The sequence below is a fragment of the Ursidibacter sp. B-7004-1 genome, from assembly GCF_053654055.1.
Window position 1 is genome coordinate 1 of sequence record NZ_JBSIUP010000021.1, and the last position, 22,341, is coordinate 22,341.

The 22,341-nt window shown below is 37.8% G+C and carries 20 protein-coding genes and 1 rRNA gene; 13 read left to right on the top strand and 8 right to left on the bottom strand.

The genetic code is table 11. The features are described from left to right. Position 1 precedes the first annotated feature (1 nt). A 5S ribosomal RNA gene (gene rrf, locus ACWIW0_RS07955) occupies positions 2-117 on the top strand. Positions 118-353: 236 nt separating this feature from the next. On the opposite strand, the gene ACWIW0_RS07960 is transcribed toward rrf, so the two are convergent. The 3 genes from ACWIW0_RS07960 to ACWIW0_RS07970 all read right to left on the bottom strand — a co-directional run bounded on the left by ACWIW0_RS07960 (position 354) and on the right by ACWIW0_RS07970 (position 4,987). Then, the gene (locus tag ACWIW0_RS07960) at positions 354-503 is read right to left on the bottom strand and encodes a transposase-like zinc-binding domain-containing protein (protein ID WP_454452919.1); all 150 of its coding nucleotides are present in this window, start codon (positions 501-503) and stop codon (positions 354-356) included. Between the two features lie 109 nt (positions 504-612). Next, positions 613-3,531, bottom strand: coding sequence for an RNA polymerase-associated protein RapA (gene rapA / locus ACWIW0_RS07965; protein ID WP_454452889.1), 2,919 nt, complete (start codon positions 3,529-3,531; stop codon positions 613-615). Between the two features lie 115 nt (positions 3,532-3,646). After that, positions 3,647-4,987 (bottom strand): anti-phage deoxyguanosine triphosphatase, encoded by a 1,341-nt coding sequence (locus ACWIW0_RS07970; RefSeq protein ID WP_454452890.1) that lies wholly within the window; start codon positions 4,985-4,987, stop codon positions 3,647-3,649. An 87-nt stretch (positions 4,988-5,074) separates the two neighbouring features. Between ACWIW0_RS07970 and rlmD the strand changes: the two genes are divergently transcribed. Beyond that, positions 5,075-6,394, top strand: coding sequence for a 23S rRNA (uracil(1939)-C(5))-methyltransferase RlmD (rlmD, locus tag ACWIW0_RS07975; RefSeq protein ID WP_454452891.1), 1,320 nt, complete (start codon positions 5,075-5,077; stop codon positions 6,392-6,394). 272 nt (positions 6,395-6,666) lie between these two features. On the opposite strand, the gene ACWIW0_RS07980 is transcribed toward rlmD, so the two are convergent. Next, the gene (locus ACWIW0_RS07980) at positions 6,667-7,236 is read right to left on the bottom strand and encodes a TorD/DmsD family molecular chaperone (protein ID WP_454452892.1); all 570 of its coding nucleotides are present in this window, start codon (positions 7,234-7,236) and stop codon (positions 6,667-6,669) included. A gap of 70 nt (positions 7,237-7,306) precedes the next feature. Here ACWIW0_RS07980 and nfo point away from each other — a divergent pair, with 70 nt between their 5' ends. Together nfo and ACWIW0_RS07990 are read left to right on the top strand one after the other, a co-directional pair. Beyond that, positions 7,307-8,152 (top strand): deoxyribonuclease IV, encoded by an 846-nt coding sequence (gene nfo / locus ACWIW0_RS07985; protein ID WP_454452893.1) that lies wholly within the window; start codon positions 7,307-7,309, stop codon positions 8,150-8,152. Positions 8,153-8,269: 117 nt separating this feature from the next. After that, entirely contained in the window at positions 8,270-8,815 is a 546-nt protein-coding gene (locus ACWIW0_RS07990) for an NlpC/P60 family protein (protein WP_454452894.1), read from the top strand. Positions 8,816-8,827: 12 nt separating this feature from the next. Here the strand turns inward: ACWIW0_RS07990 and ACWIW0_RS07995 are convergent, their stop codons facing one another. From ACWIW0_RS07995 to ACWIW0_RS08005, 3 genes are all read right to left on the bottom strand, one after another. Further along, a complete protein-coding gene (locus ACWIW0_RS07995; RefSeq protein ID WP_454446470.1) occupies positions 8,828-9,265 on the bottom strand; it encodes a LexA family protein in 438 nt (145 codons plus the stop codon). A gap of 208 nt (positions 9,266-9,473) precedes the next feature. Further along, positions 9,474-10,757, bottom strand: coding sequence for an aminopeptidase PepB (gene pepB / locus ACWIW0_RS08000; RefSeq protein ID WP_454452920.1), 1,284 nt, complete (start codon positions 10,755-10,757; stop codon positions 9,474-9,476). Positions 10,758-10,861: 104 nt separating this feature from the next. Next, entirely contained in the window at positions 10,862-11,674 is an 813-nt protein-coding gene (locus ACWIW0_RS08005) for a 5'-nucleotidase, lipoprotein e(P4) family (RefSeq protein ID WP_454446471.1), read from the bottom strand. Between the two features lie 176 nt (positions 11,675-11,850). Here ACWIW0_RS08005 and ACWIW0_RS08010 point away from each other — a divergent pair, with 176 nt between their 5' ends. From ACWIW0_RS08010 to ACWIW0_RS08050, 9 genes are all read left to right on the top strand, one after another. Beyond that, positions 11,851-12,798: a bile acid:sodium symporter family protein gene (locus ACWIW0_RS08010; RefSeq protein WP_454446472.1), complete on the top strand. Its 948-nt coding sequence runs from the start codon at positions 11,851-11,853 to the stop codon at positions 12,796-12,798. Positions 12,799-13,057: 259 nt separating this feature from the next. Further along, the gene (locus ACWIW0_RS08015; protein ID WP_454452895.1) at positions 13,058-13,999 is read left to right on the top strand and encodes an ABC transporter permease; all 942 of its coding nucleotides are present in this window, start codon (positions 13,058-13,060) and stop codon (positions 13,997-13,999) included. Continuing rightward, the gene (locus ACWIW0_RS08020) at positions 13,999-14,784 is read left to right on the top strand and encodes an ABC transporter permease (RefSeq protein WP_454452896.1); all 786 of its coding nucleotides are present in this window, start codon (positions 13,999-14,001) and stop codon (positions 14,782-14,784) included. Before ACWIW0_RS08015 ends, ACWIW0_RS08020 begins: the two co-directional genes overlap by 1 nt. Then, positions 14,784-16,190 (top strand): ABC transporter ATP-binding protein, encoded by a 1,407-nt coding sequence (locus ACWIW0_RS08025; RefSeq protein WP_454452897.1) that lies wholly within the window; start codon positions 14,784-14,786, stop codon positions 16,188-16,190. Before ACWIW0_RS08020 ends, ACWIW0_RS08025 begins: the two co-directional genes overlap by 1 nt. An 8-nt stretch (positions 16,191-16,198) precedes the next feature. Next, positions 16,199-16,909: a YwiC-like family protein gene (locus tag ACWIW0_RS08030; RefSeq protein ID WP_454452898.1), complete on the top strand. Its 711-nt coding sequence runs from the start codon at positions 16,199-16,201 to the stop codon at positions 16,907-16,909. A 47-nt stretch (positions 16,910-16,956) separates the two neighbouring features. After that, positions 16,957-18,822: a UDP-glucose:protein N-beta-glucosyltransferase gene (locus ACWIW0_RS08035; protein WP_454452899.1), complete on the top strand. Its 1,866-nt coding sequence runs from the start codon at positions 16,957-16,959 to the stop codon at positions 18,820-18,822. Positions 18,823-18,832: 10 nt separating this feature from the next. Then, entirely contained in the window at positions 18,833-19,669 is an 837-nt protein-coding gene (locus ACWIW0_RS08040; protein ID WP_454452900.1) for a glycosyltransferase family 2 protein, read from the top strand. An 8-nt stretch (positions 19,670-19,677) separates the two neighbouring features. Next, positions 19,678-20,505, top strand: coding sequence for a glycosyltransferase family 8 protein (locus tag ACWIW0_RS08045; protein WP_454452901.1), 828 nt, complete (start codon positions 19,678-19,680; stop codon positions 20,503-20,505). Positions 20,506-20,590: 85 nt separating this feature from the next. Further along, a complete protein-coding gene (locus tag ACWIW0_RS08050) occupies positions 20,591-21,427 on the top strand; it encodes a glycosyltransferase (protein WP_454452902.1) in 837 nt (278 codons plus the stop codon). A 65-nt stretch (positions 21,428-21,492) separates the two neighbouring features. On the opposite strand, the gene ACWIW0_RS08055 is transcribed toward ACWIW0_RS08050, so the two are convergent. Further along, the gene (locus tag ACWIW0_RS08055; RefSeq protein WP_454452903.1) at positions 21,493-22,332 is read right to left on the bottom strand and encodes a pyruvate formate lyase-activating protein; all 840 of its coding nucleotides are present in this window, start codon (positions 22,330-22,332) and stop codon (positions 21,493-21,495) included. Between the last annotated feature and the right edge of the window lie 9 nt (positions 22,333-22,341).

Consider the following 22,341-nt stretch of genomic DNA (forward strand, 5'->3'; position numbering starts at 1 on the left):
TCCTGATGGCCGTAGTGCTGTGGACCCACCTGACTCCATACCGAACTCAGAAGTGAAACGCAGTAACGCCGATGGTAGTGTGGTGATTCGCCATGTGAGAGTAGGGCACCATCAGGGTATTATATAGAGAGAACCGCAAGTTAGAGATAGCTTGCGGTTTTTTGTTCTTAGTTCTCGACTTTGAAACGGCATAGTAGATAAATTTGTTGCTAATAATTATTTTCTACCATTATTAGTGAGCTGATCTCCAAAATAATGGGAAATGACATTATTTGAATTCGAATTCATTTGACTAAACAATGCTATTTAATAGCAAGTTGTTGATAGATTTGTTTACCTAATGTGTAATCAGTTCAAATTTTAATGGGATCTAATTTATTTTTGAAGGAAAATATTTTATAGCATTTATGATAAAAATATCGCTGAATATTATTCGATGCACTATGTTTCTTTATTTTCGTACTTTGGCAAAATGGACAGTTTTTAGTAACAAATTTGTTTATGACACTCTGATAAACTTAAAAGTCTACCTGTTTACAGAAAGTACCCGAACGAAAGTTCGGGGATAGATGAAGAGAAAAATGACTTATTTTTCTTACCTACTCTTTTTTCTCACTGTTCCTTATTACTCACAATCACCCTCAAGCTATCTAAACGCCAAGTTGCTTGATCAAGCTGTTTCAGTGATTCTGCCTTAATCTGCTCAAGAGCTTGAATTTCATCATTTCGGATATTTTTATTCACTGCTTGTAGTGATGTTAAGCGATGTAATTCTGCACTAAGCGTATGATCTGCATTCTGTTTTGCTTCTGCAATCAAGGCTTGGGCTTTCGGGGTAATTTGCTGTTCTCCAAAGCTAATCAATTTTTCAATTTCACTTCGGGTCATCTTCACAATCTTATTTGCCATTTGACGATTAACAGGTTTCAGCTGTTTCTCTAACCCAGTAAAAGAGACTTGAGCAGCAAGATCATTTCCTTTGCCATCAAGTAATACTCGCACTGGCGTAGGGGGTAAGAAACGTGTTAGCTGTAAGCCTTTTGGAGCTTGTGCTTCAACAATATAAATCGCTTCTAATAACAGTGTCCCTGCTGGTAAATTCTTATTAACCAGTAGTGAGACTGCACTCTTACCAATATCGCCTGAAGTAATTAGATCAATACCGTTACGGATCATCGGGTGATCCCAAGTTAAAAAGAGTACATCTTCTCGCATTAAGGCTAACTCACGATTGAATGTTACAGTGCTTCCATCTTCCGCAAGCCCTGGAAAATCAGGAACAAGCATATGCCCTGTTGGGCTAATCACAATACTTTGCTCACCTAAATCTTCTTGCTCTAATCCGATAACATCAAATAGTTTCAGTGCAAAATTAACTAATTGTGGATTATTATCTTGTTTCGCAATTTCTTGAGCGAGTACTTGGGCATTTTCTCCGCCATTTGAGTTAAGCTCAAGTAAACGATCTCGCCCTTTCTCTAATTCCAATTTTAACTGTTGCTGGCGTTTATGAGTTTGTTCAATGAATTGCTCAAACTCAGGTGAATTTTCAGGCTTAACCAAATAATGTTCTAGTTTTTCACCAAACTCACGAAATAGCGTTGCCCCCATTGGACAGGTTTCTTCAAACGCATTCAACCCTTTGTGATACCAATCCGCCAACACACTTTGAGCGGATTGTTCAAAGCAAGGGACGTGAATTTGAATATCGTATTTCTGCCCGATACGGTCTAAACGCCCAATACTCTGTTCAAGTAAATCAGGATTATCAGGCAGATTAAATAGCACAAGATTTCGTGCAAATTGGAAGTTACGCCCTTCAGAACCAATACTAGAGCTAATTAAGACTTGAGCTCCATCTTCTTGTTGAGCAAAATACGCTGATGCTTTGTCTCGTTCGACAATCGACATTTTTTCGTGGAACACAGCCGAACGAATACCTTCTCTTTCTCGTAATACTTGCTCAAGTTGAATAGCGGTATCAGCGTGTTTACAAATGACTAAAATTTTCTCATTACGATGATTTTTTAAGAATGTAATCAACCATTCAATACGCGGGTCAAACTCAAACCATTTAGCATTAGGGTTCATTCGTTGAAATAGACGTTCTGGGTAAAGCAAATCTTCTTTTTTATTGCCGCCCATCATACCCATTACTTTCAACGCATTCGCATACTGTTTCGGCATTTCAAGGGTAATTTGGTTGAAAAGACGATGTGGGAAACCTTTTACACCTTGACGAGTATTACGGAACAATACTCGGCTAGTTCCGTGACGGTCAATCAGCTCGCTAATCAACTCTTGGCGAACGTCTAAACGCTGCTCTTCACTACATTCAGGTGCATTGATAACTCGTAACATTGGCTCAACGTCTTCTTCGGCAAGTAGTTCGCTAATACTATTCTGTTCTTGCGTACTTAGTGGTTTATCATTCAATAAGGTAGCAACCGCATCTGCCACAGGCTGATACTGTTTTTGTTCCTCAATAAAAGCATTGTAATCATAGAAACGATCTGCATCTAATAACGCTAAGCGAGCAAAGTGGCTCTCTTGCCCTAATTGCTCTGGTGTTGCGGTTAATAATAAAACTGCAGGAATTTGTTTTGCTAATTCTGCGACAAATTGATATGCCATACTTGGGTTCTGCTCATTCCATTCTAGATGATGAGCTTCATCAACAATTAACATATCCCATTGGCTTGCAAGGATCTGTTTTGCTCGTTGTGGACTTTGAGATAACCAGTCAATGGAACAAATAACTAAAGATTCTGTTTCAAACGGATTTTCACTGACATCATTGTCATCATCATCTTTTTTGTTGAAATCTGCACAACGTTCTTCATCAAATAATGAGAAATTCAGACTAAAACGGCGAAGCATCTCTACGAGCCATTGGTGTTGCAAACTTTCAGGCACGAGAACTAACACTCGCTCAACTCGCCCTGAGAAAAGCTGTTGCTGTAAGATCATTCCCGCTTCAATGGTTTTACCTAAACCAACTTCATCGGCAAGTAATACTCGTGGAGCAACACGTTGCCCAACTTCTTTGGCAATGTGTAATTGATGCGGAATTAGACTGGCTCGAATGCCTTGCATTCCACGCAGATGAGATTGAAACTGAGCTTGCTGAAATTGGAAAGCACGATAGCGTAATGCAAAACGATCACTACGATCAATCTGTGCAGAGAAAAGGCGATCTTGCGGTTTACTGAAACTAATTTTATGATCCAACATCATCTCAGGTAAAACGGCATCTTCGCCAGAATCGACTCGCTTGCCTAGATAAATCGCAACACCTTGATTTTCAACTACATCATCAACATCAAGTTGCCAACCTTCAAGGCTTGTAATACGATCCCCTTGCTGAAATTGCACACGAGTTAAGGGTGCCACAGCCACCGCATATACACGTTGTTCGTCCGATGCAGGAAAACTAATGGTTACCGTACGATTATCAACCGCTTGTACCATTCCTAAGCCTAAATTATTCTCTGATTCACTAATCCAACGTTGCCCAACAACAAAACTCATAATATCCTCTTTTTATATTCTTTAAGTGGCTATTTTAACTGATTTTTCTTTTGATAAGCGGTAAGATTTATCGAAACTTTTGCAAATCTCGTGCGACTGTTTAGTTTTATGGCGATTATAAACTTTGATAGAGTTTATAGGCTTGCCCGTCTGACATACTGGCTAAATAATCACAAATAATTCTTGGGCGTTTACTCTCTTCGCTCTGTTTCCAACGTTCTGCTACACTTTTTGGGAGCAAACGAGTTGGGTCGCAACTGAGCATATCAAATAATTCCATTAAAATTCTCTGCCCTTTATATTCCACTCGCTGTGTTTTTACATCGCAAATAACATATTGATAAACAAAGGCTTTCAACACATCTAAAACTTGTTTGACTTCTTTTGGCAAACAGGCATTAAAACGTAGTAATGGCTCATCAAAATCAGCCGTTTCGTGCCATTTTACGTTAGTAACAAAATAATTGACTAATGCTCCAATCACATCTTTTCGCTCATAGCGGTGAGATGAGAATAATTTTTGGCTGATTTCAGGCAAGCGTTTTTGTAGCCATTCCGAATCACATTCAAATAAGGCTTTTTCAGCATAGTGCCACGACTGTGGCGTTACCATTCCCCCAACAATAGCATCTTCCAAATCGTGTACACCATAGGCAATATCATCAGCAAGTTCCATAATGCTACAATCAAGAGATTTATATCGGGTCGTATTTGGTAACTGTGGATTTGAGTTCGGCACAACCGTAGTAAATAAATTGCGATCTAGCTCAGATAACGGGGCAAGCACCCAATCAAAAAAGCGTTGATCATCGTCGAATAATCCTTTGCTCGTTTTTATCTGATGTAAATTGATATAACGACTTTCGGGAATGATTTTAGGAGCTCGTGGAGAAGTTTGAGACAGTAATGCGGGATATTTGATAATACCGAGTAAGGTTCGGCGAGTTAAATTCATTCCTGCATTTTCAGTATAAGGCTCTAATTGTGTCACAATACGGAAAGATTGAGCATTCCCTTCAAATCCGCCCAACTCTCGCATTTTATAATTTAATGCCATTTCACCACCGTGTCCAAAAGGAGGATGCCCAATATCGTGTGCAAAACAGAGCGATTCAATTAAGCTACGAGAAGGAAGTAAAGCGGTTAGATCTTGCCCGAAATTTGTAAATTTTTGCAGGGAACAGACCGCTTGAAATCCTACCTTGTCTTCATTTAATTTAGCTCTCAAGCTACTGCCGATTTGAGCGACCTCAAGGGAGTGAGTTAAACGTGTACGATAAAAATCATCTTCCCCAACAGCGTGAATTTGTGTTTTTGCTTGTAAACAACGAAAGGCTTCGGAGTGTAAAATTCGCCCACGATCTCGCTGAAATGGTGAACGATGATCTTGTTCTCGCTGTTTATCCCCTAAAAAGCGTGCTGTCCAAATGCTATTTTTGATTTGTGTGTCTGTCATTATGCTTCCTTATCGTAATAGATCTACGGCATTTGCCACTTTTAAGCTATAATACGCTCTTTTTATTTCTGTTCAATCATTATCCAAATGGCACTCTTTTACTCTGATAAACCTGCAAAAAAATCCACTAAACCAACCGCTTTACAGCGCTTTGATATTCAAGATTTAGACTATCAAGGCTTAGGTGTCGCAAAGTTAAATGGTAAAACTTGGTTTGTGGAGAACGCCTTGCCGAATGAGCAAGTTGAAGCCACAATTTTGGAAGAAAAACGCCAATATGGGCGAGCCAAAGCGGTACGATTTTTGCAAAAATCTGCAATTAGACAATCGCCAGCTTGCACTATTTACAGCCAGTGTGGCGGTTGCCAGATGCAACATTTGCCCGTAGAACTACAACGAGAAACCAAACAAAAGGCGTTATTTCAACGTTTACAGAAACTACAATCTCAACCTATTCAGCATCACGAAATGCTTATTAGTTCAGCGTTTGGCTATCGCCGCCGAGCTAAATTACATATTAGCTTAATTAAAAATGCACTATCTCTTGGTTTCCGCCAAGCAAATTCTCAAACGGTTATTCCCCTTGAGCATTGCAATGTGTTAGAGCCTGAACTTACACAACTTCTTCCCTATTTACAGCAATGTTTTGCTAACTGGAAACAGAAAAAATTACTCGGGCATATTGAGCTAGTCCGAGCGGATAATGGCATTGCCTTGTTATTGCGTCATCTTGGCAAATTACATATTGATGATGAGCAAGCTCTACGAGATTTTGCAAAGCAACATCATTTATTGTTATTTGTGATGCTAGATAAAGAGCAGATTGAACAGTGGAGTGGCGAACCGCCTTATTATCAAATCAATGGACTATCTCTACGATTTTCTATTCGTGATTTTATTCAAATCAATGCAGCTTTAAATCAACAAATGGTAAATAAAGCGATTGAATGGCTAGCACTTTCTAAGCAAGATCGTGTGTTAGATCTCTTTTGTGGAATGGGCAATTTTACCTTGCCGATGGCAAAATTTGCCCAACAAGTTGTGGGGATTGAAGGCGTTGAACCAATGGTTGAGCAAGCAAGGCAAAATGCCGAACTCAATCAGATTGAAAATGCACAATTTTTCCAAACCGACCTAGATCAACCATTTGTGGATAAACCTTGGGCGAAACAGGCATTTAATAAAGTGTTGCTTGACCCTGCTCGTAACGGAGCATTATTTTCTCTCGACCATCTCTGCCAGCTCTCGCCAGAACGGATTGTGTATGTTTCGTGTAATCCTGCCACCTTAGTGAGAGATGCAGAAAAACTAATCCAACAAGGCTATCGTCTCGAAAAATGTGCAATGATCGATATGTTCCCTCACACAGGGCATTTAGAGTCGATTTCGTTGTTTGTTAAGGGGTAAATACGAAATGAGTTAAGCGGTAGGTTTATTGTCATTTTTTACAAAATTCACTACATAACCTACCGCTTAATACAAATAACGACTAGATATTAGTCGTCCAGATTATTGACAAAGTCTTTTTTCATTCGGACGCACTCAGTGCGCCCCTACAAGAAAAATTATAACTAATTGAAAAATAACAAATTTTATTTTGTTGTGTAGGGGCACACTGCGTGTGTCCATTTATTGAATATAACAAATTAGGGTTTGTCATCAATCTGAACGACTAGATATTAGTCGTCCAAATTTTCTTCATTTTCTTCTAATTCATCAGCCATTGCACTGAGTGCATCACGCGTTAATTGAGCAAGGGCTTTGTAAAAGCCTGTATCAAAGGCTTCTACTTTACCTAAAAATTTACTCAAGCAAGGTAATAAAAAGGTTTCAAAAAGTGTTTGTTGGGCTTCGGTGGAATCAAGGTTATCTTCAATCCAAGATGCTGTCAGCAATAAGAGTGCAATATGGTCTGGGTTAGCCAATTCAGGCATTCCACGCTGTTGGCGAAAAGCAACAAAATCATTTAGGTTTAATCCATAGGCAGAAATTGTTGTAGCAATAGCACCGTTATTTGCAAAAAGATCTTGATAACTCACCGCTAGTTGCGTAGGGTTAGCATCTTTCTCAAGGGTGGTTAGAGCTTGCTCACTTTGACTGTCGGTGGATAACGCCCAGTTGCTACGCAGTCCACCTTGTGCTAACCACGCAAAAGTGCCTGCTAAAATAGGATCAGTCGGTGAACGATAGAAAAGATTACCAAATAAACGGCAAAGTAGAGAAAAATCGTTAATTGTTGTTTGGTTCATTATGTTTAATCAATTGAAATAAAAACGCTATGTTACACGAATCCATAGCAGAAACGAAAAGGAAAATAAGATGAAATATATTGGTGCACACGTTAGTGCTTCTGGCGGTGTGGAAAATGCAGTGTTACGCTCGGTTGAGATTGGGGCAAATGCCTTTGCGTTATTTACGAAAAACCAACGTCAATGGAAAGCCCCGCCACTTAAACAAGAAACGATTGAAAAATTTAAACGTTTTTGTCAAGTGCATCACTTTTCAGCCGATCAAATTTTGCCCCACGATAGTTATTTAATTAACTTAGGTAATCCTGAAGCGGAGAATTTAGCGAAATCTCGTGAAGCCTTTATTGATGAGATGCAACGTTGTGATCAACTCGGTTTAAAATTACTTAATTTTCACCCCGGTAGTCATCTAAATAAGATTTCAGAAAAAGAGTGTTTGGCTCGTATTGCTGAGTCACTCAATATCGCAATAGACACTGTACCCAATGTGGTCGCAGTTCTGGAAAATACCGCAGGGCAAGGCTCAAACTTAGGCTGGCGATTTGAGCATTTGGCAGAAATTATTGAGCAAGTAGAAGATAAATCTCGAGTGGGTGTCTGTTTAGATACTTGTCATTTATTTTCAGCAGGCTATGACATTAGTTCATTAGCAAGTTGTGAGCAAGTCTTTAGTGAATTTTCTGATATTGTAGGTTTTGACTATTTGCGTGGTATGCACATCAATGGCTCTAAAACGCCACTTGCAAGCCGAGTAGATAGACACGATACCTTAAGAGAAGGCACAATTGGTACAGATGTGTTTCAGTTTATTATGCAAGACTCACGTTTCGACCGCATTCCGCTCATTTTAGAAACAATTAAACCCGAAATTTGGGCTGATGAGATAAATTTCTTACGTTCGTTGGAACAAAAGTAAGTTATACTTGTCGGACAAGTGGCTCAGATAATTATCTGAGCCAATTATTTTATAGGGTTTATTTCTTCAATTTTTTAGGAGTGCTTCGCTTTTCTGTTCTGGCGAGACAAATTTATTATGCAAAAATTATTTTTCACACTGACAAAATCAGTTTTCTTTATGATGAGCTTAATGACATTAGCGACTTATTCTTCGCTAGCAAATGCAAGTTTAAGTACTAAAGCAGCAACACCAAGCCAAATTCTCAATCAACAAACTGTGAAAAATAAGGTTTTAGCTAAAGATACGCCAAATCATCACAATATAAGTAACGCTAATAAAGTTCTCTCAACCTATCGCCAATGGGCAGGCACTCGCTACCGCTTAGGTGGCACAACTAAAGCGGGTATTGATTGCTCTGCATTTGTTAGAACAACAATGAGTAGTGCCTTTAATATTCATCTTCCACGTTCGACCGCTGAGCAGAAATATTCTGGCAAATCTATTTCAAAGTCAGATCTAAAAGCAGGTGATTTAGTTTTCTTCCGCAAAAATAACCACGTTGGTGTATATATTGGCGGCGGTAAATTTGTTCACGCAAGTTCTAGCCGAGGAGTTATAACAAGTTCTTTATCTGAAAAATACTGGGCAAAAACTTACACACAATCACGCCGAGTACTTTAAACTCTTCTAGTTTTAAGCCGCATATCTTGTTTGATGATGAGAAGTGCGGTTTCTTATTTGGTGAACCACATTCGTAATTACACCCGCAACCTGAATTTCATTCCAATCTGAAATACGTAAATTAGGTTCAGTCACATCAAGTGAAAATAAGATCTTTTCTTGACCAATTTGATTAAAAAATTGATAAAACTTATATTCACCATTTTTCTCAAGTACAAAAAGATCGTTAATTAAGATCCGTTCACTCTGCTCTACAATTAAAAGATCATCTAATTCAATACCCCACGCAATCAGATTTGGATTTTTAACCTGAATAAAAAAGGTATCTGTTGGCCTACGAATACAAAGTGAATTGAGATCTAATTTGATTGAACGCTGAGTGTTGAAATCACGATATAGTGGTATTGGTTGATAAGATAGCTCTCGTGTTAATGTTCTAAGGTGTGCCATATTTTTCTCCTACTTTTCCTTACAGTCCAACTTTTATGCAAAACAACCAGTAAACTGTTCTTTTATACAGGTTATTTTACTGTTCAAAAAAACAGTGTCAATAAAAAAGATCAATTTTTTTGTAAATTTATACAGTGTTTATAAATAAGATCCAAATAAAAAGCCATAGTCAATTTAATTACTATGGCTTAGATTGATACAAATTATATTATTTTGATAAAAGCAGATTTGCTAAGGTTTTTACGCCAATTCCTGTTGCTCCTGTTGCCCATAAATCACTTGCGGTTTTACGGAAAGTTGCTGCACAGTCAATATGTAACCAATTTTGTTGATAATTTTTCACAAAATAAGATAAGAATGCGGTTGCAGTGCTTGCTCCAGCTGGTACAGGCACAGAGCCTACGTTTGCAATATCTGCAAAGGAAGATGCGGTTTGATTACGATGGAAATCTTCAAACGGTAAACGCCAGAATGGCTCTTTTTCAGATTTTGCCGATTGTAATAAATCTGAAACTAACTGTTCGTCCATTGAGAGTACTGCGTGATAATCATTTCCTACGGCAACTTTTGCCGCCCCTGTTAAAGTAGCACAATCGACAATAAATTGTGGATTTTGTTTATCCGCTTCAATTAAACCATCAGCTAATACTAATCGTCCTTCTGCATCGGTATTAAGCACTTCAACACTCACGCCATTACGATAATGAATAATATCACCAAGCTTAAATGCTCGGCTACTTACCATATTTTCAGCACAGCAGAGATAAAGTTTTACACGCTGATTTAAACCACGAGCAATCGCTAAACCTAAAGCCCCCGTTACTAATGCAGCCCCGCCCATATCTGCTCGCATTGTGGACATTGAATCACTTGGTTTAATACTATATCCGCCCGTATCAAATGTAATTCCCTTACCAACTAAGCAAGCTAATACAGGTGCATCAGGATTTCCTGTCGGGTTAAAATCAAGCTGTAACATCGCTGGCATATTGGCAGAGCCTTTACCAACTGTCCAAATGCCTAAATAACCACGATCTTTTACCGCTTCACGAGAGATGATTTCAAAAGATACTTTACCTTTTCCTGCATATTTATCTGCTTGATGTACGATAAATTCAGCCGCTTTGTGAGCTAATACTTCGGGAGTTAATGTATCGGACGGTTCATTGATTATTTCACGAGTAAAAGTTGAACAAGCTAAACGAGCATCAAATTCAGCCTGATCGCTATTTAATGCAGGAAATGCGATTTCTCCTGTACTTTTTACGCTTACAAAGCCTTGTTGAAACGCCCAGCTTTCTTCCAATCCCCAGCCTTCACCAACTAAAGCAACATTTAAAATACCTTGATTTTTAATTTTACGAGCGGCTTTTTGAATACTGACTAAAGGGTCTTTCTGTAAATGAATAGTCATTCCATTTTGATTTGCTGAAAGTAGAGCATCTTTTCCCCATTGCTCTGCAGCAGGTTGTTGTGATAGTGTGATTTGCATTGCTGACATAATGTGTCCTTATATTATAAAAATGATAAGCGGTCAGTTAGGTAGAAAATTTTGCAAATTTTTAGCACAATCTCACCGCTTAAATAAAAAATAAATTATTGACCACTCCACGCACGCAATACTTTATCACGAGCTTGAGCTTTTTCTTCTGCGGTTGATTTGTAGTTATAGTTGAACACTGCACCTTCCCAATCACCATAGTTTGGATTTGGTAATACAATAAATTTCTTACCAAATAACTGGCGATTTTCAGCAACTAATGCTCGGCGATCTGCATTCGATTTTTTGTAGAAAGCATCACCAAAATCGTTTAAGTTATCACCAATGTAAAGTACGATTTCATAGCCTTGTTTTTCAATCTCTTCAAAACGAGGGGTTTTATTTGATTTATCTTTTTTCAAAAATAGCGTTTGCTCACTTGCTCCCTTAAACCCTAAAGTTTTCATATCATCTAAGGTTCCCGCTTTTTCGCCATCATCTTTACGGTTAGATACATAAAACATTGTACCACCGTGGCTATTTACATAATTGTTGAATTCTACCGCACCTGCAATGGCTTTTGTTTCACGTGCATTTACCCAACGAGTCCAATCTTTGCCATCAAAGGCTTTATTATTTTTAATTTGCCAAGCAGCATAAGCACTGTTGTCCATCATTGTTTCATCTAAATCAACAACAACGGCTTTTTTCTTACCTTTTGCAACTTTGGCTTTGTCAAAAGCAACTTGTGCAGCATTAAATGCTTGGTAAGCAAGTGCTTGGTATTCCCCTGATTCTTGTACCCAGTTTACCCCTAATACTGCGTGTTGTTGTAGTTTTTCTTCACCATTTGGCTGCTGTGTTGCACAGCCTGTTAGTGCAAAAATAGAACAGATTGCGAGGGTAGAAAATTTGATCATTGGCTTCATTGTTGTCTCCTTTTATGTAAAGAAATGTCAAAATCTGAGCTATTATACTGCTAAAATTTGTTAAGAACGAGTAAAGAGATTGATTTTTAGTGAATTTCTATTATCTTACCCTGCCGAAAGTTTATGCAACTTTCAGCATTTTCATAAATGATGTTATTAACTTGAAAGGAAACACAATGTCTTTTTTACTCAAATTTACTCAATTTGTGAGCAAAACCTTTGCCCTTTGGGTGATTGTTTTTGCCTTTATTGCTGCACAATTTCCAGAAACATTTAAAATGTTTGTCCCTTGGATTCCTTATTTACTTGGTATTGTAATGCTAGGAATGGGCTTAACCCTGACATTTAAAGATTTTGCAGAAGTAACACGTAATCCTAAAGCTGTCATTATTGGAGTAATTGCACAATTCGTTGTGATGCCAAGTATTGCCTTCTTACTTGTGAAAATATTCCAACTACCACCAGATCTTGCTATCGGTGTCATTCTAGTTGGAGCTTGCCCTGGTGGCACATCATCAAATGTGATGACTTTTTTAGCGAAAGGAAATACTGCTCTCTCTGTTGCTTGTACAACAATTTCAACCTTACTTGCTCCAGTTTTAACACCAGCAGTGTTTTACCTGTTTGCAAGCCAGTGGTTAGATATTAACGCAAGTGCAATGTTTATTTCTGTGTTACAAATGGTTCTTTTACCTATTTTTATTGGACTAGTCATTCGTGCTATTTTCAAAGAAAAAATTGAGCAGTTTAGCCAAACAATGCCACTAATTTCTGTTGTTGCAATTGTACTGATCGTAACGGCGGTTGTGGCAGTAAGTAAAGATCGTATTATCGAGTCAGGGTTACTTATTTTTGGTGTTGTCGTGCTACATAATGGTTTAGGTTACTTAGTTGGATATGGCGTTGCTCGTCTATTCAAACTTCCACTAGCTGATAGCAAAGCTGTATCTATTGAAGTAGGTATGCAAAATTCTGGTTTAGGTGCTGCATTAGCTGCTATTCACTTTAAAGCTAATCCATTGATTGCTGTGCCAAGTGCTGTATTTAGTTTCTGGCACAATATTTCAGGCCCAATTTTAGCGATGATTTTCAGTGCAATGAAATCGGATAAAAATAACAAATAATCACTACTTCAGATTATTGACAAAGTTTTTTTCATTCGGACGCCACGCTGGCATCCGTTTATTGAATACAACAAATTGAGGTTTGTCATCAGTCTGTACTTAGCAGTTTGTTAATAAAAGAGGTTACATTCGGAAGTATTTGGTGCTTCCGAATGTAAAAACTTTGTCAATAAACTAGTTGGAGTATCAAGACATTTTTTAAACTTAATAAATTACATTCCATAAACAGTTTGATTTTTAATCGTAATTGGATACCTTTGTGTTTAATATTATTACAAGACGTATTGTACAAATTTTATTTGTAATATGGTCAGTCGGAACGCTGACCTTTATTCTCTCTTATCAGCTCTCTGGTGATATGGCATATCGTATCGCAGCTAGCCGTTATGGATATGACCAAACAGACAGTGCCGCTGCAGAAATGGTGCGTGCAGAATTAGGGCTAGACCAACCTTGGTGGCAAAACTATGCAAATTGGCTATTTGACTTATTACAAGGGAATTTAGGTAAATCTCTCGTAACGGGGGATAGTGTTTGGGCTGAAATCCATCATCAATTTGGGCATACTTTAAGCCTTGCGATTGTTGCTTTAATAATGGCGTTGTTGATTGGTCCACCTTTAGGTGTACTTGCTGCTCGTAAACCGAATGGTTTTTTTGACCGCTTGACCCTGATTTTCAGTAGCTTATTTCGCTCTGTACCTGCTTTTATTATTGCTATCGGTTTAATTACTCTCTTTTCTGTAAGTTTAAAATGGTTGCCTTCGGGCGGTTATGGCAGTTGGACACACTTTATTCTACCAGCTTTAACTTTAGCGATTGGGCTAAGTGCTGTTTCTGTACGAGTAACTCGTCAGGCAATGGTACAAGTAAAAAATGCAGATTTCTATCAGTTTGCATTGCTCAAAGGGTTAAGCCAATGGCAAAGTTTTTTCCGCCACGCTCTTCGTAATATTGCGATTCCTGTTATTGCTTATCACAGTGTGCAGTTAGTTTATCTAATTGAAGGTGTGGTTGTGGTGGAAAGTTTATTTGCTTGGCCTGGTAGTGGACACGCTTTAGTTCACGCTATTATTGCGCGTGATATTCCGATGATCCAAGGGACAGCATTAGTAATGGGAGGCTTATTTGTGATATTAAATATGGCAGCTGATTTACTTAGTGCTTGGATAGATCCACGCATTCGTGAGGGAGCAAAATAATGCGTTCATTTTCATTTGCTCAATACTGTGGAGCAACTTTACTCTTACTATTACTTGCTTTTGCGTTTTTGCAACCCTTGTTTTACCCGATGGATATTGGCTTTCAAGACTTAAATAATATTTTGTCTGATCCTGATGAATTTAGCTGGTTTGGCACAGATCATCTTGGACGAGATATGTTTGCACGTTTGGCATCGGCTATTCGTTTATCTTTTAGTTTATCGTTATTTAGTGTTGCCTGTGCCTTATTTGCAGGTGTTTCTCTTGGTATCTTGGCAGGACTGTTTAGCGGTTGGCTGGATAAAATACTTAGTTTCTTATGCGATATGATTATGGCATTACCAGGGCTATTATTGATTTTACTGTTCGCTTCACTTTCCCCAGGTTCTTTTTGGACGCTCTATCTTGGTATTTCATTGGTTATCTGGGTGGAGTTCTTTCGTGTTACCCGTGCGATTACAAGTACGCTTGCCACAAGTCACGAGCTTGAATCTTCACGTTTAATGGGGATGTCTTGGATTTACTGCATCAAACGTCATTTACTCCCCCGTTTACTGCCGATGATTGCGACATTAAGTGCTTTTTCGATTGGTAATGCCATTTTAGCACTTGCCACATTAGGCTTTGTGAGCGTAGGGTTACGCCCACCAACGGCTGAACTCGGTTTAATGATGACGGAGCTTTTCCCTTATTACTATCAAGCCCCTTTAATTTTCTTACAGCCTGTTATTGCGGTCTTTTTATTGGTGTTAAGCCTACAACTTTTATCAGGAAGAATAAAATAATGAGCTTATTAAAAATTGAACATCTCACTGTTAGAACAACGGAACAGCTTGAATTGGTTGAACGAATGAGCTTTGTGCTAAATGCAGGTGAAAATATTACGATATTAGGCGAAACTGGCTCAGGAAAAAGTTTGTTAATTCAAGCGATTATGGGAGCATTGCCCGATGGGTTAATCGCAAGCGGTGAGATTTGGGTGGAAAATTGCAAAATATCAAGCCAATCCTACCGCTTACAACAACTTTGGGGTAAAAGTTTAGTTATGCTCCCCCAAGAGCCAAGACGTTCTCTTGACCCAATTATGCGTATTCGCCAACAACTGTGGGAAAGCTATCACTTTGTAGCGGGTTATATGGATAAGCAAGCCCAACATCAAAGTGAACAATATTTAAGTGATCTAGGCTTAAAAAATGCCGTTAATGCTTACCCACATCAACTCTCAGGCGGAATGGCACAACGAGCCTCTTTTGCGATTGCAACGGCATCGGGCGGAAAAATTTTGCTCGCTGATGAACCAACCAAAGGGCTTGATCCTGCAAGTAAGCAGAATGTTATTCAGCTTTTACAAAAAGCACATCAAAATGGCGGAGCATTACTCACAATTACGCACGATATTGATGTAGCAAGCCAACTGGGTGGCTATATTTTCGTAATGCGAAAAGGAAAACTGGTCGAGCAAGGTCAGGCAGAGCAATTACTTACTGCTCCAAAGCACGAATATACTCGTGCGTTAATTTCTGCCGATCCTAAACATTGGCAATCATTTAATGTGCAAAAAAATGAACAAAAGCGACCGCTTGTTTCAGTAAATAATCTTTCGGTTGCTCGTGGTAAGCGTGAATTATTCCGCAATCTTTCCTTTAATCTTGCACAAGGGGAAATTTTAGGTATTGTCGGACAAAGTGGTATTGGTAAAAGCACGCTTGCAGATGTGTTATGCGGTCTGTTAAAAGTGAAGTCTGGTAAGGTAGAGTGGCATAACTCGCAATATAAAAAGCATCAAGTGCTAAAACTATATCAAGATCCGCCAGAAGCATTTGCACCAAACGTAACGTTACAAACATTATTAGATGATGTTATTCATTATCATCGTTTAGATAGTTCGCAGATCCCGCATTTGTTACAGCAACTTTCGTTATCACCTGAAATTTTACAACGCACCGCTGAAAATGTGTCTGGTGGGGAATTACAACGAGTGGCTATTTTACGAGCGTTACTGCTTGAACCTGTTTTGCTTTTTGCTGATGAAGTAACTTCACGTCTTGATCCTATTACGCAACAAGAAACAATCCAACTTCTGATTGAACAGTGCCGAGCAAGGCAATGTGCATTGATTTTAGTTAGTCACGATCCATACCTGATTGAGAAAAGTTGTGATAAAGTAATAAACCTTGAAGATTACTGCTAAATTGACTGATGTTTAAAGAAAAGCCTATCATTTCAAATCAACACGGTGCATTAGTAATGGCTTTTGTACCGTTTTTATATGGTATTTTTGAAAGCCATTTTATTGTCCAACATATTTTCTTTGGGCTTTCTTGGCTTTTTCTTTATTTTTGTTCTTATCCATTTTTAGCGATTTTTAATCGGAAAAATAATACGAAATATAAAAAATGGGCAATTATTTATGTGGTAATTAGCTTATTATTCGCTATTCCAGTATTCTTTTATAAAATAGCCATTTTGCAATTTTCTCTTTTTATCTTACCGCTTGTTATTATTCAAATTTATTATGCTAAAAAGAAAGATGAGCGTAATTTAATCAATGATATTGCAGGGATTTTAACCTTCGGTATTATTGGTATGGCAAGCTATTATTTGCCAACAGAGCAATATCAATGGTGGATATTACTTCACCCGACACTCTTTTTTATTGCCACTACGCTATATGTAAAAAGCGTTGCAAGGGAGAGAAAAAATCCGTTATATCTGAAATTAAGTCTTTTTTCTCATTTATTATGTGTAGGGATTTATTTGTTATTTAATCAATATTCGATTGCTTTCGCTTATTTTATTGCTTTACTTCGAGCAATTATTGTTCCGAAAAAACAATTAAATATAAAGCAAGTTGGAATATTAGAGTTTGGAGTGGTATTCATCTTTATAATAGTTTTGTATATATCTTAATATTCATTGTATAATGTACGCTCATTATGTGCATTAGGAATAAATATATGTCAACAGAACAAGAACAATTACCCAGCCTCCATCGACTTGAGGCAGAAGTTGCAGCCAAAAATTATGAAATGGCAAGCCGTGAGTTATTAAAAATTTTAGAAAAACTAAACAGTAACTTTGGAGGTATTTCTGGCATTGAATGCAAAGTACCACACCAGTTAGCCAATTTAGAACAAGAAAAAATCGTGCTTTTCTGCACCCGTATGGCTGATGCCATCACTCGCTTATTCAGCGATCCCAAACTTGAGATTTCTGAATCAGGAGCCGTTCGTTTTTTGACACTACAAAGATGGATTTCACTCATTTTTGCAAGCTCCCCTTATGTCAATGCCGATCATATTTTGCAAACCTATAACAAAAACGCCAGCTTGAATGACGGTCTTCGTTTGGATAACTCCAAAGCAGCTTTAATCAAATTTTGTATTCTGTTTTTGCCTGAATCAAATACAGACGTGAATCTAAATGTTATTTGGGAAGCAAATCGTGAATTATGTGCTTCTCTATGCTTTGCTCTACAATCCCCTCGATTTATCGGAACCGAAACGTCATTTAATAAACGTAAGGCGATTTTGCAGTGGTTTCCGTCTAGGTTGGCAGAGTTTAATAGCTTGAGCAACTTGCCAAGTGGTATTTCTCACGATGTATATATGCATTGTAGTTATGATTTGGCAGCCAATAAGCACGATGTGAAAAAATCCTTAAATAAGGTAATTCGTGGTCATTTGCTTGAGGGGGGGTGGACAGATCGTGAGATCACCAAGATCGGAGAACGTAATGGCAAACCTGTGATGGTCGTTTTGCTCGAGCATTTTAATGCTTCACACTCAATTTATCGTACTCACTCAACTTCAATGGTTGCTGCTCGTAAGCATTTTCATTTGATCGGTATGGGGAGCGAGGCTGTTGATCAGGCTGGTAGAGAAGTATTTGATGAATTTCACGTTACCAAAGGGGATAATATTTTTGAGAAACTGGCGTTTATCAGAGATATTTGTAGTCAAAATGAAGCAGCTATTTTTTATATGCCAAGTATTGGTATGGATTTGACCACCATTTTTGCCAGCAATACTAGAATGGCTCCGATTCAAGCGATTGCATTAGGACACCCTGCAACCACGCATTCTGATTTTATTGAGTATGTGGTGGTGGAAGATGATTATGTCGGCTCTGAAGACTGCTTTAGTGAGACATTGATACGCCTACCAAAAGATGCTCTTCCTTATGTACCGTCAGCATCAGCACCTAAAAAAGTGGACTATAAACTGCGTGAAAACCCTGAAGTGGTCAATATCGGTATCGCATCTACCACAATGAAACTAAATCCGCACTTTTTACAGGCCTGTAAAGACATTCGTGATCGTGCTAAAGTCAAAGTACATTTTCATTTTGCATTGGGTCAATCTACAGGCATTACTCACCCTTATGTACAGAAATTTATCCGTACTTATTTGGGTGATGACGCTACAGCACATTCGCACTTACCTTATACGCAATATCTAGAGGTATTGAATAACTGCGATATGATGGTTAATCCATTCCCATTTGGCAATACCAACGGCATCATTGATATGGTAACACTTGGTTTGGTTGGTATCTGTAAGACTGGTCCTGAAGTACACGAGCATATTGATGAGGGCTTGTTTGGTCGCTTAGGTCTGCCAAAATGGTTGGTGGCTGATACGGTAGAAGAATATATTGAACGTGCCGTTCGTTTGGCTGAGAATCACAGCGAGCGTCTTGAATTACGCCGTCATATTATTGAAAACAATGGCTTGAAAAAGCTGTTCACTGGTAATGCCGATCCGATGGGTGAAAGATTCTTGGCGTTGGTGAATGAGTATAGACAGGTACATCAGTTATAAAAGAGGCTCTATGGGCGAAATGAAAACGAATAAAACGGTCGCTGTAGTTACCACAACGATTGGAAGGGACGAGTTGGAGAAATCCATCGTATCTATTCAGCAACAAACTTATCCTTGTCAACACTATGTATTTGTTGATGGCAAGCAGTATTGGGATAAAGTTCAGCATCTTCAAGAAAAATATCCTGATGTTATTTTCACATTTCTACCAATGAATACAGGAGGGAAAAACAACATCGGTAATGGAGCAATTCACGCTATCTTACCTTATTTATTAGAAGAAGATGTTTTTTGTTTCTTAGATGATGATAATTGGCATGATCCAGAACACGTTGAATATTTAGTCAAAATGATTGATAAATATGATTTAGATTATGCTTATTCTTTACGCAGGAATTATGATCGTAACTATAATTATTTGTGTGATGATAATATTACCTCAATAGGTTTTTGGACAATCTCCGTTTCAGTTCCATTTGCAAATGAGAATGTTAAGGGAGAAATGGGTAATAATGAAAGAAGAATTATCGACACTAATAGTTATGCCATTACTCGCAAGATAGCATTTAATTTGTGTCAAGAGTGGTATTCCGGTGTTGCCAATGATCAATCTGTATTTGAAAAGTTGCTAAGGTTAAAAGCTAAAGGGGGTTTTACTGCCAAGCGTACTACTCACTATAAGCTAACGCCAATTTATGATGAAAAGCGTTTTAAAGAGCAAGAAATATATGACATAGTCAAAGCTCAAAATAAAAAAGCGACTGAAGCAGGACATACTTGGCAAACTCCGGCATTATGCATAGAAGGTAGTATCAAGTATCTAAGTGATCAGGATATTTTTGAGTAATACATAAAATGAATGCAAATATCAATATCGTTTTTGCTGCAAACTGGAATTACGCACCGCACGTGCTAACAGCTATTAAATCAGTTTGTTATCACAATAAAGGGGTTAATTTTTATTTATTGCACAGTGACTTTCCTAGAGAATGGGTTCGCAACGTCAATCGGCATTTGGAAAAATATGGCTCCCAACTGCACAGCCTGACTGTGAAAAGCGATTTGTTCAAAGGCTATCCATCGCTCAAACATATTTCATCTGAAAGTTCCTATTACCGCTTTTTAATTTCAGAAGCGGTAAATGCTGACAGAGCCTTATATTTGGATTGTGATCTGGTAGTAACTGGCAACTTACGGGAATTTTATTACAGCGATTTTAATAATAACCTTGCTATCGCTGTACCAGATATATGTTTAGATGCTCTAAATTGGCGTCATCCCTATAATTTGCATTTAGGTAAGTATGTTAATTCAGGAGTATTTTTGGTTGATTGTAAGGCTTGGAGAGAACAGAAAATTCAGGATAAGTTATTTGATACCGCTAATCAGTATGTTTCTAAAGTACCTTATGGAGATCAATGTATCCTAAATATGGTACTAAAAGATAAAATTGGTTTTGCTGATGCGAAGTATAATTATCAAGTTGGTGCATTACGAGAATTAAAATTAAAAGGAGTTGAGCATAAGATGCCAAAACTCCCTGAGACACAATTACCTTATATCATTCACTACACATCAACAGAAAAACCTTGGCTCCGAGATAAGCCTATGATGCATCGGGATAAATATTGGTTCTACCACAATCTTGAGTGGTGCGAAATATCGGAGCGATGGGAAAAATAGTCGCTGATTATCTTTTAATTATTCTTTCTATATATTTCAATGAGCGAATATTCTTAATGTAAATAACTGTAGATATGAAATTATTATGAATGAAATCCAACCAAATAAAACGGTCGCTGTCATCACATCAACTATTGGGCGTGCTGATCTGGTACGAGCCATTGAGAGCGTCCAACAACAAAGTTATCCTTGTAAGCATTATGTATTTGTTGATGGTGAAAAATATCATCAGCGAGCCAAAATGATTTTGGATAAATATCCTGACGTTATTGCTACTTATTTACCGATGAACACAGGAGCTGATGGTTGGACAAATAGTAGTATTAATGCCATTGCTCCTTTTTTGGTGAAAGAAGATATTATTTGCTACTTAGATGATGACAACTGGTATGAACCCAATCACATTGAATCTGGTGTGAAGTTGTTGCAAGATGACTCTTATGATTATGCTTTTTCATTGAGAAATTTATATAATTTGAAAGGTGATTTTTTGGTGGAGGATTCTATTGAATCTATCGGCTGGTATCAGACTGCTTTGCCCGATGTGATCAAACTGAACATCAATGCTTTTGGCGAGTCGCACAAATTGTTCTTTCGCAAGCCAAAATGTGAGGGACATATTGATACCAACTGCTACTTTCTGAAAAAAGATGTGGCGGTTGCCACCAGTAAAAATTGGGTTGCAGGAAAAGATAACGATACTTATGTATGGAATGCTCTTAAAAGCAATCAATATCAAGGTGTCTGTACCAAGGAATTTACAGTAAATTATACTTTAGATGTGCTAAGGTTCTTCAGTGGATATGTCGTAGAAGGTAATTCTAATGACCAAGAATATGAACTTGGTGAGAGGATTGTTAAGTTTTTAAATGATGCTAATTTACGAGAACTTGGCGGTGTATATGAGTGGGATAGGGCATAAAAGTTAAGGAGCTGATTTACTTCAGCTCCTTATTCTATTACACCTTTATCAGCAGATTAGCTTAGTTAGCTTATTGGGGGAATTGGGGTTGAATCCATAGGGGGGGAAATATAAATTTCATTATTTTCTTGCTGAAGCTCAGGTTCTAGTTTTTTCTCTATCTCTAGTTCATTTTGATCACTTTTCTGTTCTTGTTCTTCTGTTTTACTTTCTTCTGTTTTACTTTCTTCGAATTTAGATCTCTCTTGTTCTTGAGATTTATTATCTAATTTCTCAATATCTTTAGCTTGGTTTTCTTGTGCTGTAACATCTGTAGTAACTCTTGGCTCAACTGCTGAGTATTGGTTTTGCTGCTCTTTATTTAATAATTCTTCAGGAATAGGTAACACTGGATTAAGGGCTTCATTCTCATTTGTATCATCTTGTTTTATGTTCTGTGATAATAATTTTTTACCAATTTCTACTCGTGGATCTAGCCATACAGCCACTACAGCATTATTGAAATCTTGGTTAAACTCTTCTGCAATGACCTTATCATTTAATATAAAATATCCTTTATCTTCTAAAGCAATGTAACTTAATCTATCTCCCTCTTTGATATCTGGAAGTATTTTGCGTAAGCGATCAACAACATCATTTTGATTAGATAATGTGATACCTAAATTTGACCAAGAGCGAGCAAGGGAAATAGCAAAATCTCTTCCATCAACAGGCTTATGATATTTTAAGGTTAGCATAATAGGGCGAGTATTTTGCTCATATTGTCCTGTTTCTGAAAATAGAGAGATATTATAGATTTTAAAAGGTCCCCATACATACTCTGCATCTTTAATTTTGATCCATTGTGCCGATGTGGTTGCGGAAAGTAACACACAAAAACTTACAAAAAATCTGATACCACGCATTTGATTGTC

What these genes read in the sequence shown, in the direction of transcription:
- ACWIW0_RS08050 (WP_454452902.1), top strand. Translation starts at nt 20,591, where the DNA reads ATGAATGAAATCCAACCAAATAAAACGGTCGCTGTCATCACATCAACT.
- ACWIW0_RS08005 (WP_454446471.1), bottom strand. Translation starts at nt 11,674, where the DNA reads ATGAAGCCAATGATCAAATTTTCTACCCTCGCAATCTGTTCTATTTTT.
- ACWIW0_RS08055 (WP_454452903.1), bottom strand. Translation starts at nt 22,332, where the DNA reads ATGCGTGGTATCAGATTTTTTGTAAGTTTTTGTGTGTTACTTTCCGCA.
- rlmD (WP_454452891.1), top strand. Translation starts at nt 5,075, where the DNA reads ATGGCACTCTTTTACTCTGATAAACCTGCAAAAAAATCCACTAAACCA.
- ACWIW0_RS08035 (WP_454452899.1), top strand. Translation starts at nt 16,957, where the DNA reads ATGTCAACAGAACAAGAACAATTACCCAGCCTCCATCGACTTGAGGCA.
- pepB (WP_454452920.1), bottom strand. Translation starts at nt 10,757, where the DNA reads ATGCAAATCACACTATCACAACAACCTGCTGCAGAGCAATGGGGAAAA.
- ACWIW0_RS07990 (WP_454452894.1), top strand. Translation starts at nt 8,270, where the DNA reads ATGCAAAAATTATTTTTCACACTGACAAAATCAGTTTTCTTTATGATG.
- ACWIW0_RS08020 (WP_454452896.1), top strand. Translation starts at nt 13,999, where the DNA reads ATGCGTTCATTTTCATTTGCTCAATACTGTGGAGCAACTTTACTCTTA.
- nfo (WP_454452893.1), top strand. Translation starts at nt 7,307, where the DNA reads ATGAAATATATTGGTGCACACGTTAGTGCTTCTGGCGGTGTGGAAAAT.
- ACWIW0_RS08045 (WP_454452901.1), top strand. Translation starts at nt 19,678, where the DNA reads ATGAATGCAAATATCAATATCGTTTTTGCTGCAAACTGGAATTACGCA.
- ACWIW0_RS08025 (WP_454452897.1), top strand. Translation starts at nt 14,784, where the DNA reads ATGAGCTTATTAAAAATTGAACATCTCACTGTTAGAACAACGGAACAG.
- ACWIW0_RS08030 (WP_454452898.1), top strand. Translation starts at nt 16,199, where the DNA reads ATGTTTAAAGAAAAGCCTATCATTTCAAATCAACACGGTGCATTAGTA.
- ACWIW0_RS07995 (WP_454446470.1), bottom strand. Translation starts at nt 9,265, where the DNA reads ATGGCACACCTTAGAACATTAACACGAGAGCTATCTTATCAACCAATA.
- ACWIW0_RS08010 (WP_454446472.1), top strand. Translation starts at nt 11,851, where the DNA reads ATGTCTTTTTTACTCAAATTTACTCAATTTGTGAGCAAAACCTTTGCC.
- ACWIW0_RS07970 (WP_454452890.1), bottom strand. Translation starts at nt 4,987, where the DNA reads ATGACAGACACACAAATCAAAAATAGCATTTGGACAGCACGCTTTTTA.
- ACWIW0_RS07980 (WP_454452892.1), bottom strand. Translation starts at nt 7,236, where the DNA reads ATGAACCAAACAACAATTAACGATTTTTCTCTACTTTGCCGTTTATTT.
- ACWIW0_RS08040 (WP_454452900.1), top strand. Translation starts at nt 18,833, where the DNA reads ATGGGCGAAATGAAAACGAATAAAACGGTCGCTGTAGTTACCACAACG.
- rapA (WP_454452889.1), bottom strand. Translation starts at nt 3,531, where the DNA reads ATGAGTTTTGTTGTTGGGCAACGTTGGATTAGTGAATCAGAGAATAAT.